The 16,487-nt window shown below is 64.0% G+C and carries 13 protein-coding genes; 7 read left to right on the top strand and 6 right to left on the bottom strand.

The genetic code is table 11. The annotated features are described in order from the left end of the window. Positions 1-19: 19 nt before the first annotated feature. The 4 genes from BCCGELA001_RS12300 to cax all read right to left on the bottom strand — a co-directional run bounded on the left by BCCGELA001_RS12300 (position 20) and on the right by cax (position 4,831). Positions 20-649: a hypothetical protein gene (locus BCCGELA001_RS12300; RefSeq protein ID WP_236840864.1), complete on the bottom strand. Its 630-nt coding sequence runs from the start codon at positions 647-649 to the stop codon at positions 20-22. Next, entirely contained in the window at positions 646-1,689 is a 1,044-nt protein-coding gene (locus tag BCCGELA001_RS12295; protein WP_008550704.1) for a TAXI family TRAP transporter solute-binding subunit, read from the bottom strand. Before BCCGELA001_RS12295 ends, BCCGELA001_RS12300 begins: the two co-directional genes overlap by 4 nt. An 84-nt stretch (positions 1,690-1,773) precedes the next feature. Next, positions 1,774-3,390, bottom strand: a complete 1,617-nt coding sequence (locus BCCGELA001_RS12290) for a hypothetical protein (RefSeq protein WP_008550706.1) — start codon at positions 3,388-3,390, stop codon at positions 1,774-1,776. A 340-nt stretch (positions 3,391-3,730) separates the two neighbouring features. Then, positions 3,731-4,831 (bottom strand): calcium/proton exchanger, encoded by a 1,101-nt coding sequence (gene cax / locus BCCGELA001_RS12285; RefSeq protein WP_060735402.1) that lies wholly within the window; start codon positions 4,829-4,831, stop codon positions 3,731-3,733. 225 nt (positions 4,832-5,056) lie between these two features. Here cax and BCCGELA001_RS12280 point away from each other — a divergent pair, with 225 nt between their 5' ends. The 3 genes from BCCGELA001_RS12280 to BCCGELA001_RS12270 all read left to right on the top strand — a co-directional run bounded on the left by BCCGELA001_RS12280 (position 5,057) and on the right by BCCGELA001_RS12270 (position 7,476). Further along, a complete protein-coding gene (locus BCCGELA001_RS12280) occupies positions 5,057-5,488 on the top strand; it encodes a pyridoxamine 5'-phosphate oxidase family protein (RefSeq protein ID WP_060735401.1) in 432 nt (143 codons plus the stop codon). Between the two features lie 15 nt (positions 5,489-5,503). Then, the gene (locus BCCGELA001_RS12275; protein WP_008567813.1) at positions 5,504-5,779 is read left to right on the top strand and encodes a hypothetical protein; all 276 of its coding nucleotides are present in this window, start codon (positions 5,504-5,506) and stop codon (positions 5,777-5,779) included. A gap of 308 nt (positions 5,780-6,087) precedes the next feature. Beyond that, on the top strand, positions 6,088-7,476 hold the full coding sequence (locus BCCGELA001_RS12270; protein WP_060737626.1) for an MFS transporter: 1,389 nt from the start codon (positions 6,088-6,090) through the stop codon (positions 7,474-7,476). A 22-nt stretch (positions 7,477-7,498) separates the two neighbouring features. Here the strand turns inward: BCCGELA001_RS12270 and BCCGELA001_RS12265 are convergent, their stop codons facing one another. Together BCCGELA001_RS12265 and BCCGELA001_RS12260 are read right to left on the bottom strand one after the other, a co-directional pair. Further along, complete coding sequence (locus tag BCCGELA001_RS12265; RefSeq protein WP_008550739.1) at positions 7,499-9,682, bottom strand: hypothetical protein; 2,184 nt, start codon at positions 9,680-9,682, stop codon at positions 7,499-7,501. Between the two features lie 246 nt (positions 9,683-9,928). After that, entirely contained in the window at positions 9,929-11,548 is a 1,620-nt protein-coding gene (locus BCCGELA001_RS12260; protein ID WP_060735400.1) for a B12-binding domain-containing radical SAM protein, read from the bottom strand. A gap of 331 nt (positions 11,549-11,879) precedes the next feature. Here BCCGELA001_RS12260 and BCCGELA001_RS12255 point away from each other — a divergent pair, with 331 nt between their 5' ends. From BCCGELA001_RS12255 to soxX, 4 genes are all read left to right on the top strand, one after another. Then, the gene (locus tag BCCGELA001_RS12255) at positions 11,880-12,329 is read left to right on the top strand and encodes a (2Fe-2S)-binding protein (RefSeq protein ID WP_060735399.1); all 450 of its coding nucleotides are present in this window, start codon (positions 11,880-11,882) and stop codon (positions 12,327-12,329) included. 10 nt (positions 12,330-12,339) lie between these two features. Continuing rightward, on the top strand, positions 12,340-14,526 hold the full coding sequence (locus BCCGELA001_RS12250) for a xanthine dehydrogenase family protein molybdopterin-binding subunit (protein ID WP_008550749.1): 2,187 nt from the start codon (positions 12,340-12,342) through the stop codon (positions 14,524-14,526). Positions 14,527-14,581: 55 nt separating this feature from the next. Continuing rightward, the gene (locus tag BCCGELA001_RS12245) at positions 14,582-15,853 is read left to right on the top strand and encodes an NAD(P)/FAD-dependent oxidoreductase (protein WP_060735398.1); all 1,272 of its coding nucleotides are present in this window, start codon (positions 14,582-14,584) and stop codon (positions 15,851-15,853) included. 195 nt (positions 15,854-16,048) lie between these two features. Next, the gene (soxX, locus tag BCCGELA001_RS12240; RefSeq protein ID WP_008550750.1) at positions 16,049-16,483 is read left to right on the top strand and encodes a sulfur oxidation c-type cytochrome SoxX; all 435 of its coding nucleotides are present in this window, start codon (positions 16,049-16,051) and stop codon (positions 16,481-16,483) included. Positions 16,484-16,487 lie beyond the last annotated feature (4 nt).

The following is a 16,487-nucleotide window of genomic DNA, read 5'->3' as shown; positions in this document are numbered from 1 at the left end:
CTCTCCCTGCTCCATGACATCACCTTGCCGGTCTGACGACGCTATGTGGCCACTTGCATGCAACCGCCATTTTCTTGCGCACATTCTCGAATCCGCTGAGCAGGAATTGTCCGTCTTGTTCCGCGCCGGCGCGGGTGAAAAGGCGCACGACGATGTGACCGTCGTCGGGTAGCGAGCTTAGCAACTTTACGACGTCGCCACCGAAAGCGACGCCGGAGCCGAATGACGGCGAGGCTGCTGGGAGTTGCATTGGCGTATCCGCATTCAGCCGAAAGGAGATGACGTATTCGTTGGCGGTGCGCGACAGCGCCGGTCCGGCGACTATGACTTCCGTGCGGCCTTTGCGGCAGTGGATTGCAAGTTGCATTGCGGTGCCGTCCGAGCCGCTTACAGAAGACGTAGTGGCGGTGACGACCGGCAGATAATCTACTGGCGAGGTCGTCTCGCTGACGATCCAGCTATTGTCCGACGTCCGACGGCCAGGCGGTGGGTTCTTACGTGGTAAGTCTTTCTGACATTCCAGTCGGGCTGGTCCCTCCACGCCCGAACAGGCCCGGAGCGATTCCATGGGATCGTTCGCGCTTTGCGCATAGGCGATTCCGCAGGCGACATTGAAGGCGACCGCGAGCGGAGAGGCCGCAGTCCTCATGGACGCGCCTGCGCGCTGCGCGCCTTGCCATCCAGCCATTCCTGCGCGGCCGGGAAGCGGGTGAGCCCGGGGACGGTTGCGGCGAGGTTGATCGACTGCCACTTCGGATCGAAGCCTGGCGCCTGGAGCCGGTCGATCCGCGCGAACAGGTAATCGACAAGGCGCGCCACGCGCTGATAGCGGTTCGAACGTTGCGGCCAGTTGAACGCGACGAGAGCTGTCGGGACCGCGATGGTCGAGACCCGCTCACCCTGCTTGATCAGGTTGGGATATTCCTTGGCGTCCAATGTCGCGGGCAGATAATAATCCTCGAACCTCCTGTCGTAATGGACTGGGAGGAACTTGAATCCGGTCTCCCAGCGGCCGCGTACAAAGGGGTCGACGGGTTTCGACGTGATGAATACGACGGCCGACATTTCGCCCTTGCGCATCTGTTCCAGGGCAAGCTGATGCGGAATGAAGGTCTTTTCGACATCGATGCCAAGGCGGCTGAAGATCAGCGGTCCTGAATAGGCGGCGGCGGTGCCTTGGGTGTTGAAGTTCACCTTCTTGCCGGCAAGGTCCTGCAGGCTTGTGATCTCGGGCCGCACGAAAATGTGCAGCTCGGACGGAAAGAGATTGAGCAGGTAGGTGATCCGACTTTGGATCTGCGGAACCTGGATCTTGTACTCTTCAAGGGCGTCGGAATTGATGATCGCGGTGTCGACGCCCCGCAAATAGAGCAGCGCATTCAGGTTGTCGGTGGCCCCCCGCGTGACGATGGGCAGAAGATGTAGATCTGCTCCGTCGTCAACGACGCGGGCCATCTCGGCGGCAAGGCGGATCGGTGCGCCCTCGAGCAGTCCCCCCGCCAGCCCGACGGTCCAGGCATTCATCCGGTTCTTTTCGCGCTCCTGCGGGAGAGGCTGTCGAACGACCCCCGTATCGGCTTTGGCGTTCCTTGCGGTCTGGGCTTCCAGGCGGGCTGTCTGAAGCATCATGGCGACCGGCACCAGGCCGGCGAGCAGCAGCAACGAGAGTGACTTTGGCGCCTTGTTCATGACATCCCCTTCTGGATAGCCAGCACAACTCTTGGGACGGCCAATCTTGGGACGGCCAATCTTGGGACGGCCAAGCCTCCGTTCTCAGCGATGCAGCGCATCGAGCCGTTCCTTGGCTTCGCGAATTCCGCCCCTTTGCGCCTTGGCATAGAGCTCTCGCGCCTTGGCTTCTTCGCCGCGCGTTCCATACGTCCCCCATGAGGACAGAACCGTGGGATCATATGTCTCCGCGAGCATGAAGCTTGCCTGCGCGATGTCCTTCTCGGCCGCGAGCTCGAGCACGATCCGCGCGGCCCCAATATTTCCCTGATCGAGCAACGCCTTGGCGCGCGGGATCAATCTCACCTCCGCCTCGATCTGGTTTGCCGAGGGCGGCGGCTCTACCGCGGTCGCGTGCATGTGCGGCCAGGGCGAGACCGGGCCTTGGCTTGTTTGCTCCACCAGGAGGCGGACACTGGCAAGGCTCCATGCCGATGCGAGGGTGCGCTCCCGAGCTTCGATCCGTTCCCGTTGCAGTGCCTGCCGCAGTTCAACAATCTCCCGGTTCGTCGCCTCTCTCTGCTGCGAGGCCTGATCGCTCGCCTCACGCAAGCGCTTGTTCCAGCTCTCGGCCTCTCGGCGCGCTTCGGTAAGCTCCTCCGCCAACGAGGCCGCATTTGCGCGGGCCTCTTCGAGAGCGTGTCGTTGTCGTTCGGCATTGGTCGCTGCGACTTGCGCTGCCTTGGCCTCGGCGACGAGCTCGGCGTTCTTCTGCCGCGCATCTTGCAAGGATTGCCGCAGCTCCGCGATTTCCCGCTCCGCCGCCGCGCTTTGATCCGCGGCCGCAGCTTCCGATCTGCGCGGTCTTCCCGCGAGTTCGCTCGCGAGCGCAGCAGCACGTGATTGCGTCTCGCGGCGTTGCTCCTCGGCGCTCTCAGCTGCGGCCTGCGCGGCGTTCGCCTGCCTCACGAGGAGGGCGCTTCTTTGCCGCTCTTGCTGCAGCGACTGCTGAAGCTCTGCGATCTCCCCTGCCGCCGCATCTCGCTGTTGCGCGGCCACATCGTCCGCGTCGCGCGATTGTGCGATACGGTTATCGATCTCGGCCCGGGCTGCGGCGAGATCGTTCGCGAGGTCGACGCCGCGGGCCTGCTCCTGTTGGAGGGATTTCCGCGACTCCTCCAGGGCGGCTTCCGCCGTATGCGTGCGCTGGACCGCCTCTTCAAGCTCTCTGCGCGCCGCGGCCACCTCATTGGCGAGTGCTTCACTGCGCGGAGCGTCTTCATCCAGCCGCTGCGCGGCTCGCAGCACGCTGGCTGGCTCCTCCTCCGTCAAGGATCCGGGCAAATCGCGTCGAAGGAGCGCTGGCGACCCGACAGTGACGTCCAGCCGCTGATCGTGGACGCTCTCGACACCGACGCGCGCCGTTTCCTGAGAAGGTCGCCCGTCGAAGGGCCCGAACACGCCGAGCAGGGAAGCCCCAACAAGGATGGAGGGAATCAGAATGGCAGCCGCCACGAATGCACGGCCCGATCGCTCCCCCTCCGGATCGACATCCTCGATTGCCAGATACCAATGGGTGGGAGCACCGTTGATTGGAGAGCCGTCCTGCCACACCCATTGGCCCGCCTCGAGTGACCAGTGGCCGACCTCGACAGCACCGGTCGCATCTTCCAGCCAGATGTCTTCTCCATTCTTCGGTGCAGTATCAATTGGTCGGCGCATGTATCACGCCTCTTCCGAGAGCAACCCCAATGGAACTGATGGCCCAGCCTGTTCGCATGGTTCCAGTCCTCGACGAGAACACGCACAAATCGAAACGAGGTAAGCGCCGCGAGCGCCGGCTATTTAAATCTATTTATTTAATTCAAAATTAATATGATTAACCATCTGCAAAGTCAAATTAAATCATGCTTTGCGGCACCGCCGGCTGGGACATCGCCCCGGAAGTCGACCGCACCAACCGGACGCGCAGATTGGCCTGAGCGCTCGGAGGACGGCATAGGGCTGGCTGCTCCTTTGCTCATTCCATCCCGCATCCCCTCAGCCGACGGGCGAGCGAACGTCAGCCCTGGCCCGCCGGCGGGACGACATACAGCGTCAGCGCAAAGACCGCATAGATGAAGATCATCAGCGCACCGACGAACCATGCCGAGCGTCCGCTCGCGGTGATGAAGGCCGACGTGACCGTCGCGATCATCACCATTGTGACAGCGCCCGGCCAGAACTGCAGGTCCATCGGCTTCGGCCCCACGACATAGCTGAGCAGCACCAGCGCAGGCGCAACGAACAGCGCGATTTGCGAGGCGCTGCCGAGCGCAATGCTGACGCTCATGTCGAGCCGGTTCTTGCGCGCGGCGGCAAAGGCAACCGCGAACTCGGCGGCGGCGCCGACCAGCGAGACGACGATGAAGCCGACGAAGGCCGGGCTCATCCCGAACGTTTCCGCCGCCTTCTGCACCGATTCCACGAAGATCTCGCTCACCAGCGCGACCAGCACGGTGACGACCAGCAATGTCCCGACTGCGGTCCCGATCGGCCAGTGCGCTTCCTCGTCGCCGCCATGATCGGCGCTTGCGAACAGCTCCTTGTGGGTCCGGAGCGAGAACACCAAGCCAAGCGCGTAGGCGATGATCAGCAGGACTGAAATGCCGACGCTGAGCTTGTGAATGACGGCCCCGTCCTGGGGCAGATGGTCGAGATCGGCGACCGCCGACGGCGCAAGCAGGGCGACGGTTGCCATCAGCAAGAGGCCGGACGAAAGCCGCGCGCCGGCGCGATTGTACTCCTGGACGTGGTAGCGCAGGCCGCCGAGCAGCAGGCAGGCCCCCAACATGAAAACCGCATTGGTGACGATCGCGCCCGCAATCGAAGCCTTCACCAGCATGTACTGACCTGCCCGCAGCGCCGTGATGGCGATGATCAGTTCCGTCAAATTGCCGAGCGTGGCATTGAGCAGGCCGCCCACGGCATCGCCGGTCTTCGCGGCGACCGCCTCGGTGGCGTGGCTGAGCAGGGCCGCCAGCGGCACGATGGCGAGCACGGCCAGCACGAACAGGAGCGTGTGGGAATGCGGCACCACCGCCTCGGCCACCAGCACGATAGGCACGAAGACCAGCATCCAGAGCAAAGGGGTATTCCGGATGTCCTTGAACAGAATCTGCATATCCGCCCGCCCTCGATCGATGCGCTGATGGAAGGGTCCGGTGCGTTCGCGGCGCGAGTCTTGATCTGGCTCAACGAGAGAGGGCTGGAGGCCTTGTTGGGGCGGCGCTGCCAAACGGAGTGGTGCGCGGGTCAAAAGCTGAAGCGCTCAGGCACGCACCTCTCCTATTCTTTGGGAACATGGGCCCGATCCCGTTGTTGCTCCCGCTCCACTGGAGGAGACTTCATGCCCAAGACATCGCTCGCCGAGATCGCAAAAGACATGGCCGGCATCGACATTGCCATTCTGTCGACCCACACCGAGAACGGCGAGATCGCCAACCGTCCCATGAGCAACAACGGCGACGTCGCCTACGACGGCACCTCGTACTACTTCACCTACGAACAGGCGCGGACGATATCGGATATCGAGCGCAACCCGAAAGTGGCGCTCGGATTTTCATCGGAAGCGGGCCTGTTCTCGAAGGGGATTTACGTGGCCGTTGAAGGGACTGCCGAACTGATCCGGGACAAGGCGGCCTTCCAGCAGCATTGGACAAGCGATCTCGACAAATGGTTTGACGAGGGCATCGATACGCCGGGGATCGTCCTGATCAGGGTCAAGGCCAACCGCATAACCTATTGGAAAGGCCGTGAAGAGGGTGAGGTCGAGCTCTGATCGGGGCCGGCGGTCGTGCGGCGGTTTTTCGAGTGGTTCTTCCGGAGCCGCGAAACAGGCGCCATCACGATCGCTCAGTGGCCGAACCTCGTTTTATGGATCGTGATCGTCGCGGCCGTTCTGCTCTGGTTCTGGCCGTACGCAGGCAAGGCCAGCATCGGCTTGACGATCGTCGTGAAAGCCGGACTCATCATCTGGGGCGTTGACGAGATTCTCCGCGGCGTCAATCCCTGGCGGCGATGTCTCGGCGCGGCCGTTGTGCTCTATGTACTTATCACGCTCATGCCGTGAAGGCGGCTATCCAAGTCCTCCCTCACGATAGCATCGTGCCAGTGTTTTGCCCGACGGGTCAACTTGACCGGGGTCGTTGATGTCGCCGCAAGGCGATTCGAAAAACCCTTGTCGATCAAGGACTCCTCTACTGTGCATGGGGTTGTTTTCGCCCTTATGTTTGCTCCTCTTGAAAAAAATGCACTCGGCGGCACTCACCCTCCCGCCTTCGCGCATACACAGCATGCAAGCATATGCCTGTGGCAGAGGCGTTCGGCGTAGTACATGCCGAAAGCCCCTTCACGCGCGGACGCAATGACACCAAGGCAATGACAATCACGTTACCCGCCGCCGCTTGCGAGCCCGATCCTATCATGTCCGACGGCCTGCCGGCCGCGCAGCGGCGCTGGGCGATCGCCGCGATCTTCACGGCGCTCGCGATGGCCTCGCTCGACACTGCGATCGCCAACATCGCCCTGCCCGCCATCGCCGCCGACCTGCATGTCACGCCGGAGCAGTCGGTCTGGGTCGTCAACGTCTACCAGATCGCCCTGGTGGCGACGCTGCTGCCGCTCGGGGCGCTCGGCGAGATCGTCGGGCACCAGCGCATCTATCTCGGCGGCTTGATCCTGTTCACCATCGCCTCGCTGTTCTGCGCGGTGGCGTGGTCGCTCGACAGCCTGCTCGTCGCGCGCACGCTGCAAGGGTTAGGGGCCAGCGGCATCATGAGCGTCAACACGGCGCTGGTGCGCTTCGTCTATCCGGGGCGGATGCAAGGCCGCGGCTTCGGCCACAACGCGCTGGTGGTCGCGACCGCCTTCACCTTCGGTCCCTCGATTGCGTCGGCGATCCTGGCGCTCGGCCCATGGCCGTGGCTGTTCGCCGTCAACATCCCGTTCGGCCTCGTCGCGATCGGGATCGGCTTTGCGATGCTGCCGAAGACGCCGCGCGCCGATCACGGCTTCGACTTTCTCGGCGCGCTTCTTGCTGCGGCCTGCCTCGGCCTGTTCATCACCGGCATCGGCAGCGCCGCGCATAATCTGTCGCCGGTGGTCGTCGGCATCGAGCTGATCTCGGCGCTCGCGCTCGGCTTCATCCTGATGCGCCGGCATGCCGATCATCCGGCGCCGATGCTGCCGATCGACCTGTTCAGCCGGCCGATGTTCGCGCTGTCGGCGGCGACCGCGGTCTGTTCTTTCGCGGTGCAGGGCCTCGCCTTCGTCTCGCTGCCGTTCTACTTCGAGGGCGTCCTCGGGCGCTCGCAGGTCGAGACCGGGTTCTTCATGACGCCATGGCCGCTGGTGGTCGGCATCATGGCGCCGATCGCCGGGCGCCTCTCCGACCGTTACCCGGTCGGCCTGCTCGGCGGCATCGGCCTCGTGCTGCTCGGCCTCGGCATGGCGCTGCTCGCAATGCTGCCGGCCAATCCCGCCATTGTCGACATCATCTGGCGCATGGTGATCTGCGGCATGGGGTTCGGCTTCTTCCAGGCGCCGAACATGAAGGCGGTGATGGGAAGCGCGCCGCCGCATCGCAGCGGCAGCGCCTCCGGCATCGTCGCCACCGCGCGCCTGACCGGCCAGACCACGGGCGCGGCGCTCGCCGCGGCCTGTTTCGCCTTCGCCGGCCATGAGGGCGCAACATTGGCGCTGGCGCTCGGCGCAGGCTTCGCCGCGCTCGGCAGCGTGATGAGCTTCCTGCGGCTTACGGTGAAGTAGACGCAGCGCTTTCAGGCGGCCTTCACGGCGCCTTCTGCGCGATGGGGCGGCTCACGACGGACGCAGCATCGAGCGGCTCGCATGTGATCGTCCGTTGAAACCCCTTCCAGCCCGCGGCTTCGCTCCGCGGCACGAACGTGCTCCCTTGCGGCTTCAGCACGATCGGCTCCGACTTCAGACAGAGATCGGGAAATGCGATGCCATGACCGGCGGCCTGGGTGAACCGCCCGACCAGCATCTGGGATGCTCGCAACCGCGTCGCCGGCGAGGCCCGCATGGTGCGCTCGGGATCGAACGCGCGGTAGCACGGCCAATCGGTGCGGTCCGGTTCGAACTCATAGACGATCCGGCATGCCGCTCCCGCCGATTTCACGAAGGGCATATTCGAGGGGGCGGCAGCATCGCGCTCGAAAACCAGGGTCTGCAGCGCCAAAGCCTCCGTGGTCGCGGCGGATACCGGCTTGCCCGGATCGATCACGACTTCCCCACGCGAGAACACCAGCTTGGTCCTGGGTCGGGCGTCCCGGGTCTCCAGCACCAGCATCGGCCTCTGCGCCCAGGAGCGATCCAGCTCCACCTCGCCGTTGCTCATCATCAGTGGCACATTGCCGATGGAGGGATTGTCCTTGGCGAAATCGACCATGCGAACGTGCACGCTCGTCTTCGTCGCCTCGAGACTCAGGAATCGCAAATCGTCCACCTTGCGCGTGATCGGCATCATCGGGTCGAAGCGATCGTCGATGTCGAACCGGACGATCTTCTTCAGCTTGGCCGAGAGAGGCCCTCGATCGACGGGCGGCGGTGCAACGTCGATCACCAGCAGGGCGCCGTCGGGCGAATAGGTATTGCCGAAGGCCCGCTGCCACAGTGCGATCAGCGGCGAGTCCGTCCGCTGCGCGATGTCCCGCGCGAAATAGATCTGCTGTCCGGGACGAACCAGCGGAAAGTTCTGAAATGCACCGAGCCCCGCGCCGTCGCGGACCTCCGCCTCGGGGAAGGTGACGCATTTGGACCGATCGTCATCGCTGGCCCCCTCGACCTTCCTGGATGCGGAGCGCGAACAGAAGCTCAGATGGTGCTCCCTGGTCTTCTGTGGGCTGATCGACGTCGCATAGATGAGGTCAGGACTGCCGGGGACTTCCATCGGAAGCGGAGAGCTCGCGAACATGTCGATCTCCACGCGGGTGAGCGATGGCCCCGCATCGACCGAACAGAGATCCCGGATCGGTGAAGTGTTGGTGAGGAGACGCGCAGCATCGGCACTGATGATACAGGATATGCTGTTCTCCGGATTGTTGCGGCTCATCCAGATCAGATGGTCCTTGCCCGCACCATCGACCAGCAAATGCGGCGCTGCGTGCCGCCGGCGCGGCGGCAACCAGACCGGCGTTGTTTCGGTCAGCATGGGCACGCGCCTGAGCAGCACGTCGGGCAAGCGCGTCACGCCGACCGAACGCAATTCGGCGCTGACGGCATTGGGATCGGTGGTCCACTCGAGAACGGGAACATTCGCACAGGTGATGCAGGTCACCGCAAGATTGGAGCGAAGGTTCTCGAACATGAGAATGACCTGATCAGGGTCATTGGCGTATTTGGCAGGGAGCGCCGCCTTGAAGGGATGACCGACCACGCGGCTGACCTGAAAGCCGTTGGACCGTGACGGGTCGGAATCGAACTCGAAATAGGTCGATCGATCCCAGCCGCGATAGGCGTCGTACCCTCCGAGGCTCACACCGGCCAGAACCAATTTGGAGTCGGACTGACAGCGCGCCGCGCCGCCGTCCTGACTGCCGTTGCGGATGTAGACGCAGAGCCGAAAAGCCGCGTTTTGCAGAATGCGATCGCAATCGTTCTGGTTATAGCCATAGGTCGCAAGGCCATGGCGATAGCACAGGTCGTGAAAGACGCAGGCCTGCCTGAAGCGCTGCAGGACGAGATGGCGCTTCTGCTGGGAATTCCTCTCGCCGTCGAACAATATGTTGGCCCAGGGCGGCAGGCTGCAGTTCAAGCCTTCGCCGCTGCCGCCGATGGTGCTGACGACGTCGGGACCCGATTGAAACGCGGTGACGGTGGCAGGCATCTCTCCGTCGGTGATGTCCTCGACATTCTTGTAGATGGAATCGGTGATGAAGGAAGGCAGGTATGTGAGGACCAGCGCGATCAGGACAATCAATGCAATTGACCAGCGGATCACCTTGCTGACCATGGCTCAACCCCGCGAAAGCTAATTTGGCAATGGCGTCAGTCGCAATGTCGCACGAACACGTTAGCAGCGCGGGTCAGTTGAAATACCCGCGCGGAACTTTTCCGGGCGCCGAAACCACGGCAAGACCAGTGTTGCCTCGAGGAGGATCAGCTTGAGGTTGTCCGGCTGTCAAGCCGGGATATCACACATGACATTTGGTCGCCGGCGCATCAAGACGCCGGCGGTCCTCATCGACTCTCGCGGATGTCAGGCGAGATGACGCGCCTCGGCCGCGGCCGCAGCCACGACGGGATTTGGCACCTGCTCGTCCAGCGCCGCCAGGCGCTCATCGATGGCCGCGATGACCTTGCGCGAGAACGGGCCGAGATGCGCATAGGCCGCGATCATCTGCACGGCAATGCGCGCCGACGACGTGTCGCGCTTGGCGCAGTTCATGAAGGTCTGCCACAGCGGACCACGCGCTTCGGGGAGCGCGGAGACGACACGGTGCACGGTCTCCATCGCGCCGAGCTTGGCGCGAATGTCCCCCTCGGCGAGCTCGTGGCGCTGCCGCGAACGATCGAGCAGCGTCATCAGGCGGTCGACGCGTCCTGCATAGGCGGCCGGACTGTAGACGCGCTCCAGCACGCGCTTGTAGTCTGTCAGGATGTCGCGCAGCGGACGCACCGGATCGAAGTTGATCCCGGCCGTGCACTGATCGGCGCCGATGGTCGGGGCCACATCGTGACCCGGATGGAGCCGGCCTTCGCGCTCCAGGCGGCGCGTCAGCTGCGTGTTCGGCAGGGCATAGAGCAGCCCGACCATGGCGACAGGGATCGCCGCCTCCTCGATGAAGTCGATCATGGCATCGGCCATCGAGACCTTCTCATTGTCGAAACCGACGATGAAGCCCGCGGTGACCAGGATGCCAGCGGCGTAGATCTTGTGGATGCTCTCGGCGATGTTGCGCCGCGTGTTCTGCTTCTTCCGCATTGCGACCAGCGTCGCCGGATCCGGACTTTCGATGCCGACGAAGATGCCGAAGAAATTGGCCTGCCCCATCAGATCCAGAAGCTCCGGATCGTCGGCGAGGTTGACCGAGGCTTCGGTGGAGAACTCGAAGGGATAGCCGTGGGTCCGCTGCCATTCGGCAAGTTGGGGCAGGAACTGCCGCAGCGACTTCTTGTTTCCGATGAAATTGTCGTCGACGAAATCGAGATGACCGCGATAGCCCATGTTGTAGAGCGTCTCGAGCTCCACGAACATCTGATCGACCGTCTTGGTCCGCGGCACGCGTCCATAGAGCTCGATGATGTCGCAGAATTCGCAGGTGAACGGGCAGCCCCGGGAATACTGCACGCCGAGATAGAGATAGTCGTCGAATTTGAGCAGGTCGAAACGCGGCACCGGCGTCTTGGTCACATCGGCCTGGAATTTCGGCGCAGTGAAGGTGCCGGATCGTGCGCCGCTCTCCCAAGCCGCGATGAAGTCGTCGATCACGCTCTCGGCCTCGCCGAGCACCCGGAAGTCGGCCCGCTCATAGAGGTGGGGGCTCGAGGTGGGATCGGGGCCGCCGACGACCACCGGCTTCCCAGCCGCGCGGCAGAGCTCGATCAGGCGCAGGGTATCGGCCTGCTGGGGCATCATTCCGCCGGTAAAGATGACATCGGCCCAGGCGAGGTCGTCGTCGCCGAGAGGCGCCGTATTGCAGTCGATCAGCCGGACCGTCCAGCTCTTGGGCAACATGGCGGCCACGGTGATCAGGCCCAGGGGAGCGGCCGGGCGCTTGACGCCCATCACCTTGCAGGATTCGCCAAAGGTCCAGAAGGACTCCGCCGAGAACAGCGGATAGAGCATCAACACGTTGCAGGGGCTTGGCAAGTTCATGGAACTCCTGTTGGCGGCGGCGCAGTGTACCAAAGCCCCCGCGTCTTGCACCCCGGCAAACGGGACAAACTGTCGCCGCTTGCCGCGCCTCCGACCGGAACCAGCGCCACAGCCGGACGTCGCTTGAAGCCGCGGATTGCGCTCCTGGAGAGACAGCAACCCGAATCGATTGAGAAGGGATGAGGCAAAACATCGCCCGCGTCCATACCCTTACGCAGAGGCCCATGCATAACGGCCACCCCTCGGACTGTTGATTTGAACGGTTCCAATTCGCCCGACACAGTGCGCCCCTGAGTTCAATCGGTGGATTGGGCCAATCAGGGGACTTGCGATGGCAAACCTAACAATCAACGGAAAAACCTTCACTCTGGACGTCGAGCCGGATACGCCGCTGCTCTGGGCGATCCGCGAGAACGCCGGGCTGACCGGCACTAAATATGGCTGCGGCATTGCACAATGCGGCGCCTGCACGGTTCACATGGATGGCGTGGCGATGCGCTCCTGCGGGGTTACGGTCAGCGAGGCCGAGGGCAAGAAGATCACCACGATCGAAGGGCTCGCAACGGGGGATTCGCTGCACAAGGTGCAGGAGGCCTGGATCGCCCAGGACGTGCCGCAATGCGGATACTGCCAGAGCGGCATGATTATGGCGGTGGCGGCGCTGCTGAACGAGAAGCCCAAGCCGACCGACGCCGACATCGACGAGGCCATCACCAATATCTGCCGCTGCGGCACCTTCGCACAGGTGCGCGAGGCGATCCACACGATCGCAAGCGCGTAAGGAGCGGCACATGAACAAGCACGTCTCTCCCACGATGAACCGTCGTGCCTTCGTCATCGGCACGGCCGCGGTCGGTGCCGGCCTTGCCATCGGCCTCGACATCCCGTTCGGCGGCCCCGCCGTGGTCCGCGCCGCCGACGGCTCGCCCGAGATCGGCGCCTGGGTCGTGGTCCGGCCCGACGACACCGTCGTGATCCGCATCGCCCGCTCCGAGATGGGCCAGGGCTCGCTGACCGGCCTCGCCCAGTTGGTCGCCGAAGAGCTCGAATGCGACTGGACCAAGGTCACGACCGAATATCCGACCCCCGGCCAGAGCGTCGCCCGCAAGCGCGTCTGGGGCGATTTCTCGACTGGCGGCAGCCGCGGCATCCGCTCATCGCAGGACTATGTCCGCAAAGGCGGCGCCACCGCGCGCGTGATGCTGATCCAGGCCGCCGCCGATGCCTGGAAAGTGCCGGCATCCGAGTGTACTGCCGCCAACAGCGTCATCACCCATGGGCCGTCGGGCAGGACCACGACCTACGGCAAGGTCGCCGAGGCCGCGGCCAAGCTGACGCCGCCGGCGGACGTCAAGCTGAAAGATCCCAAGGACTGGAAGCTGATCGGCAAGGGCGTGAAGCGGCTCGACACCGTCGACAAGACCACCGGCGCCATGATCTACGGCGCCGACGTGAAGCTGCCGGGCATGCTGAACGCCGCGATCAAGGACTGTCCGGTGTTCGGCGGCAAGTTGAAGAGCTTCGATGAAACCAAGATCACCGGCATGAAGGGCGTCAAGAAGGTCGTCAAGGTCGGCGACACCGCGGTCGCGGTGGTCGCCGATACCTGGTGGCACGCCAAGACCGCGCTGGAGGCGCTGCCGATCGTCTGGGACGAAGGCGACAACGCCAAGGTCTCCAGCGAGTCGATCGCGAAATGGCTGGCCGAAGGCCTCGACAATTCGCAGCCGGCCTATGTTGGCAACAAGAACGGCGACGCCAAGGCCGCCATCGCCGGCGCAGCTAAGAAGATCGAGGCCGTCTACAGCTATCCTTACCAGAACCACGCCACCATGGAGCCGATGAACGCCACTGCGCTCTACACGGCGGACAAATGCGAGGTCTGGTGCGGCACGCAGAATGGCGAGGCGGCGTTCGCCGCGGTGCTGGAGGCGTCCGGCCTGCCGGCCGAAAAGTGCGACGTGCACAAGGTGATGCCCGGCGGCGGCTTCGGCCGGCGCGGCCAGACCGACTATGTCCGTCAGGCCGTTATCATCGCCGAGCAGATGCCGGGCACGCCGATCAAGCTGTTGTGGTCGCGCGAAGAGGACATGGCGCATGGCCGATATCACCCGATCACCCAGTGCAAGATGACCGGCGCGTTCGATGCCAACAACAATCTGATCGCGTTGCACTACCGCCTGTCCGGGCAATCGATCCTGTTCTCGCTGCGTCCCGAAGCGCTGCAGAACGGCATGGATCCGGCGGCATTCCAGGGCGTCGCCCAATCCGGCGAGGCCGCGTTCGGTTATTCCGTGCCGAACCTGCTGGTCGAGCATGCGATGCGCAACCCGCACGTTCCGCCCGGCTTCTGGCGCGGCGTCAACGTCAATCACAACGCGATCTACATGGAATGCTTCATGGACGAGCTGGCCCAGGCCGCAGGCCAGGACCCGCTCGAATTCCGCCGTAAGCTGATGGGCAATCACCCCAAGCACCTGGCGGTGCTCAATGCCGTGGCCGAGAAGATCGGCTGGACCACGCCGGCGCCGCAGGGAATCTATCGCGGCATCGCGCAAGTCATGGGCTATGGCAGCTATGTCGCCGGTGCCGCCGAGATCTCGGTGACCGAGGGCAGCAAGATCAAGGTGCACCGCATCGTCGCCTCCACCGACCCCGGCTACGTCGTCAATCCGGCGCAGGTGGAGCGGCAGGTCGCCGGCTCCTTCGTCTACGGCCTCTCCGCCCTGTTCTACGGCGGCTGCACCGTCAAGGACGGCAAGATCGAGCAGACCAACTTCGACACCTATAATTCGATGCGCATCAGCGAGATGCCGAAGGTGGAGACGGTGATGGTGCCGAGCGGCGGATTCTGGGGCGGTGTCGGCGAGCCGACCATCGGCGTCGCGGCGCCGGCGGTGCTCAACGCCTATTTCGCGGCGACAGGCAAGCGCATCCGCTCGGTGCCGCTGCGCGACCAGAACATCACCTTCGCGTAAAGAAGCGCCGCGGCGGCCTCAAACGGCCGCCGCGGCATTTTTCCGGATGACATGCATGAATGCGCCGGTGACGCGGCGGAATGCCGTCCTCGGCATCACCGCCGCGGCCACATTGCTCGCCGCACCTTCGATCCTGCGTGCGCAATCGGCTAGCCGCGTCGTCGTGGTCGGCGGCGGCTTCGGTGGCGCGACTTGCGCCCGCGCGCTCAAGCGCGCCGATGCGAAACTGCAGGTCACCCTGATCGAGCCGAACAAGACCTTCATCACCTGCCCCTTCAGCAACGAGGTGATCGTAGGCCTGCGCGCAATGGAGGCACAACAGTTCAGTTACGACAAGATCGCCGCCGAGGGCATCAGCATCGTCACCCAGGCCGCGGCCAGCATCGACACGCAAAAGCGCAGCGTGACGACAACGGAGGGCGCCACGTTCGATTACGACCGTCTCGTGCTCTCGCCCGGCATCGACTTTCACTTTGAAGCCCTGCCCGGCTATGACGATGCCGCATCGGAAAAGATGCCGCACGCCTGGAAGGCTGGCGCACAGACCCTGTTGCTGCGCAGGCAGTTGGAGGCGATGGCGGATGGCGGTACGGTCGCCATTGCCATTCCCGCCAATCCCTCGCGTTGTCCGCCTGCGCCTTACGAGCGCGCCAGCCTGATTGCGCATTATCTCAAGACCAACAAGCCACGCTCGAAGGTCCTGCTCCTCGATGCCAAGGACACTTACTCGCAGCAGCGGCTGTTCGAAAAGGCCTGGAAGGAGCTCTACGGCGAGATGATCGAACGCGTGGCGCTGTCGCAAGGCGGCCGCGCCACCTCGGTCGATCCCGCGACCAAAACCATCATCACCGAGTTCGGCAACTACACGCCTGATGTCGCCAACGTCATCCCGCCGCAGCGGGCGGGTCGCATCGCCGACGTCGCGGGCGCTACGGATGCGACCGGCTGGTGCCCGATCGATCCCATCACCTTCGAATCCAAGCTCGTCAAGAATGTCCACGTCATCGGCGATGCCTGCCTCGGCGGCGGCATGCCCAAATCGGCCTCAGCTGCAAGCGCGCAAGGCAAGGCCTGCGCCGCCGCGATCGTCGCCTTGCTCGCGAGGCACACGCCCCAGGCGCCGCGCTTGACTGGCGTCTGCTACAACGTCGTCGCGCCCGGCTACGGCTTTTCGCTTGTCGGCAACTATCAGCCGAAGGGCGACATCTTCGCAGAGGTCGAAGGCGGCGCGACCAGCCCGGTCGATGCCTCGCGCGAGCTGCGGACCCGCGAGGCGGCGGAGGCGGAGCAGTGGTTTGAAACCATCGCGGCGGACACGTTTGGCTAGATCATGATGATACGAAGCCATCGCCAAGACCACAGTGCTCCCCCGCCTGCGGGGAAGGGTTGGGGAGAGGGTGTCTCCACTCGCGAGGACCCCCAAGACGAGAGAACCCTCACCCGCCGCTTCGCGACGACCTCTCGCGCAAGCGGGAGAGGTGAACGGAGCCCGCAGCGACCTCCGTCAACCCATCGAACAAGCGTGCTCGCAGCGCTGATTGCAGCGAGCATCGCACTCCCGATCAGCGCGGAAGCACAAGAACTCGTGCCCTACACCATCGTCGGCAACGGCATTCCCGCTTCCCTCACCGGCTCGCCCGGTGATGCCGTGCGCGGACGCGCGCTGGTGCTGGCGCGCACGACGACCTGTATCCTCTGCCATTCAGGCCCGTTCCCGGAAACCCGGTTCCAGGGCGATCTCGCGCCTGACCTCACCGGCGCCGGGAACCGGTGGTCGGTGAGCCAGTTGCGGCTTCGACTGGTCGATGCCTCCAGGTTCAATCCAGAGACCATCATGCCGTCCTATTATCGCCACGACGGCCTCGTGCGCGTCGGGCGCAACTTCGTCGGCAAGCCAATCTTGTCGGCCGCGGAGATCGAGGACATCGTGGCTTATCTTGCAACGCTTCGGGACTAGGACT

Origin of the sequence: Bradyrhizobium sp. CCGE-LA001, from assembly GCF_000296215.2 — a bacterium.
In the GTDB taxonomy this organism is placed as follows: Bacteria; Pseudomonadota; Alphaproteobacteria; order Rhizobiales; family Xanthobacteraceae; genus Bradyrhizobium.
The sequence above is the reverse complement of the archived record's forward strand: the minus strand, read 5'-3'. Positions and strand labels throughout refer to the sequence as shown.

Excerpts from the sequence above, each read along its gene's own strand:
- BCCGELA001_RS12300 (WP_236840864.1), bottom strand. The coding sequence starts at position 649 with ATGAGGACTGCGGCCTCTCCGCTCGCGGTCGCCTTCAATGTCGCCTGC.
- BCCGELA001_RS12295 (WP_008550704.1), bottom strand. The coding sequence starts at position 1,689 with ATGAACAAGGCGCCAAAGTCACTCTCGTTGCTGCTGCTCGCCGGCCTG.
- BCCGELA001_RS12290 (WP_008550706.1), bottom strand. The coding sequence starts at position 3,390 with ATGCGCCGACCAATTGATACTGCACCGAAGAATGGAGAAGACATCTGG.
- cax (WP_060735402.1), bottom strand. The coding sequence starts at position 4,831 with ATGCAGATTCTGTTCAAGGACATCCGGAATACCCCTTTGCTCTGGATG.
- BCCGELA001_RS12280 (WP_060735401.1), top strand. The coding sequence starts at position 5,057 with ATGCCCAAGACATCGCTCGCCGAGATCGCAAAAGACATGGCCGGCATC.
- BCCGELA001_RS12270 (WP_060737626.1), top strand. The coding sequence starts at position 6,088 with ATGACAATCACGTTACCCGCCGCCGCTTGCGAGCCCGATCCTATCATG.
- BCCGELA001_RS12265 (WP_008550739.1), bottom strand. The coding sequence starts at position 9,682 with ATGGTCAGCAAGGTGATCCGCTGGTCAATTGCATTGATTGTCCTGATC.
- BCCGELA001_RS12260 (WP_060735400.1), bottom strand. The coding sequence starts at position 11,548 with ATGAACTTGCCAAGCCCCTGCAACGTGTTGATGCTCTATCCGCTGTTC.
- BCCGELA001_RS12255 (WP_060735399.1), top strand. The coding sequence starts at position 11,880 with ATGGCAAACCTAACAATCAACGGAAAAACCTTCACTCTGGACGTCGAG.
- BCCGELA001_RS12250 (WP_008550749.1), top strand. The coding sequence starts at position 12,340 with ATGAACAAGCACGTCTCTCCCACGATGAACCGTCGTGCCTTCGTCATC.
- BCCGELA001_RS12245 (WP_060735398.1), top strand. The coding sequence starts at position 14,582 with ATGAATGCGCCGGTGACGCGGCGGAATGCCGTCCTCGGCATCACCGCC.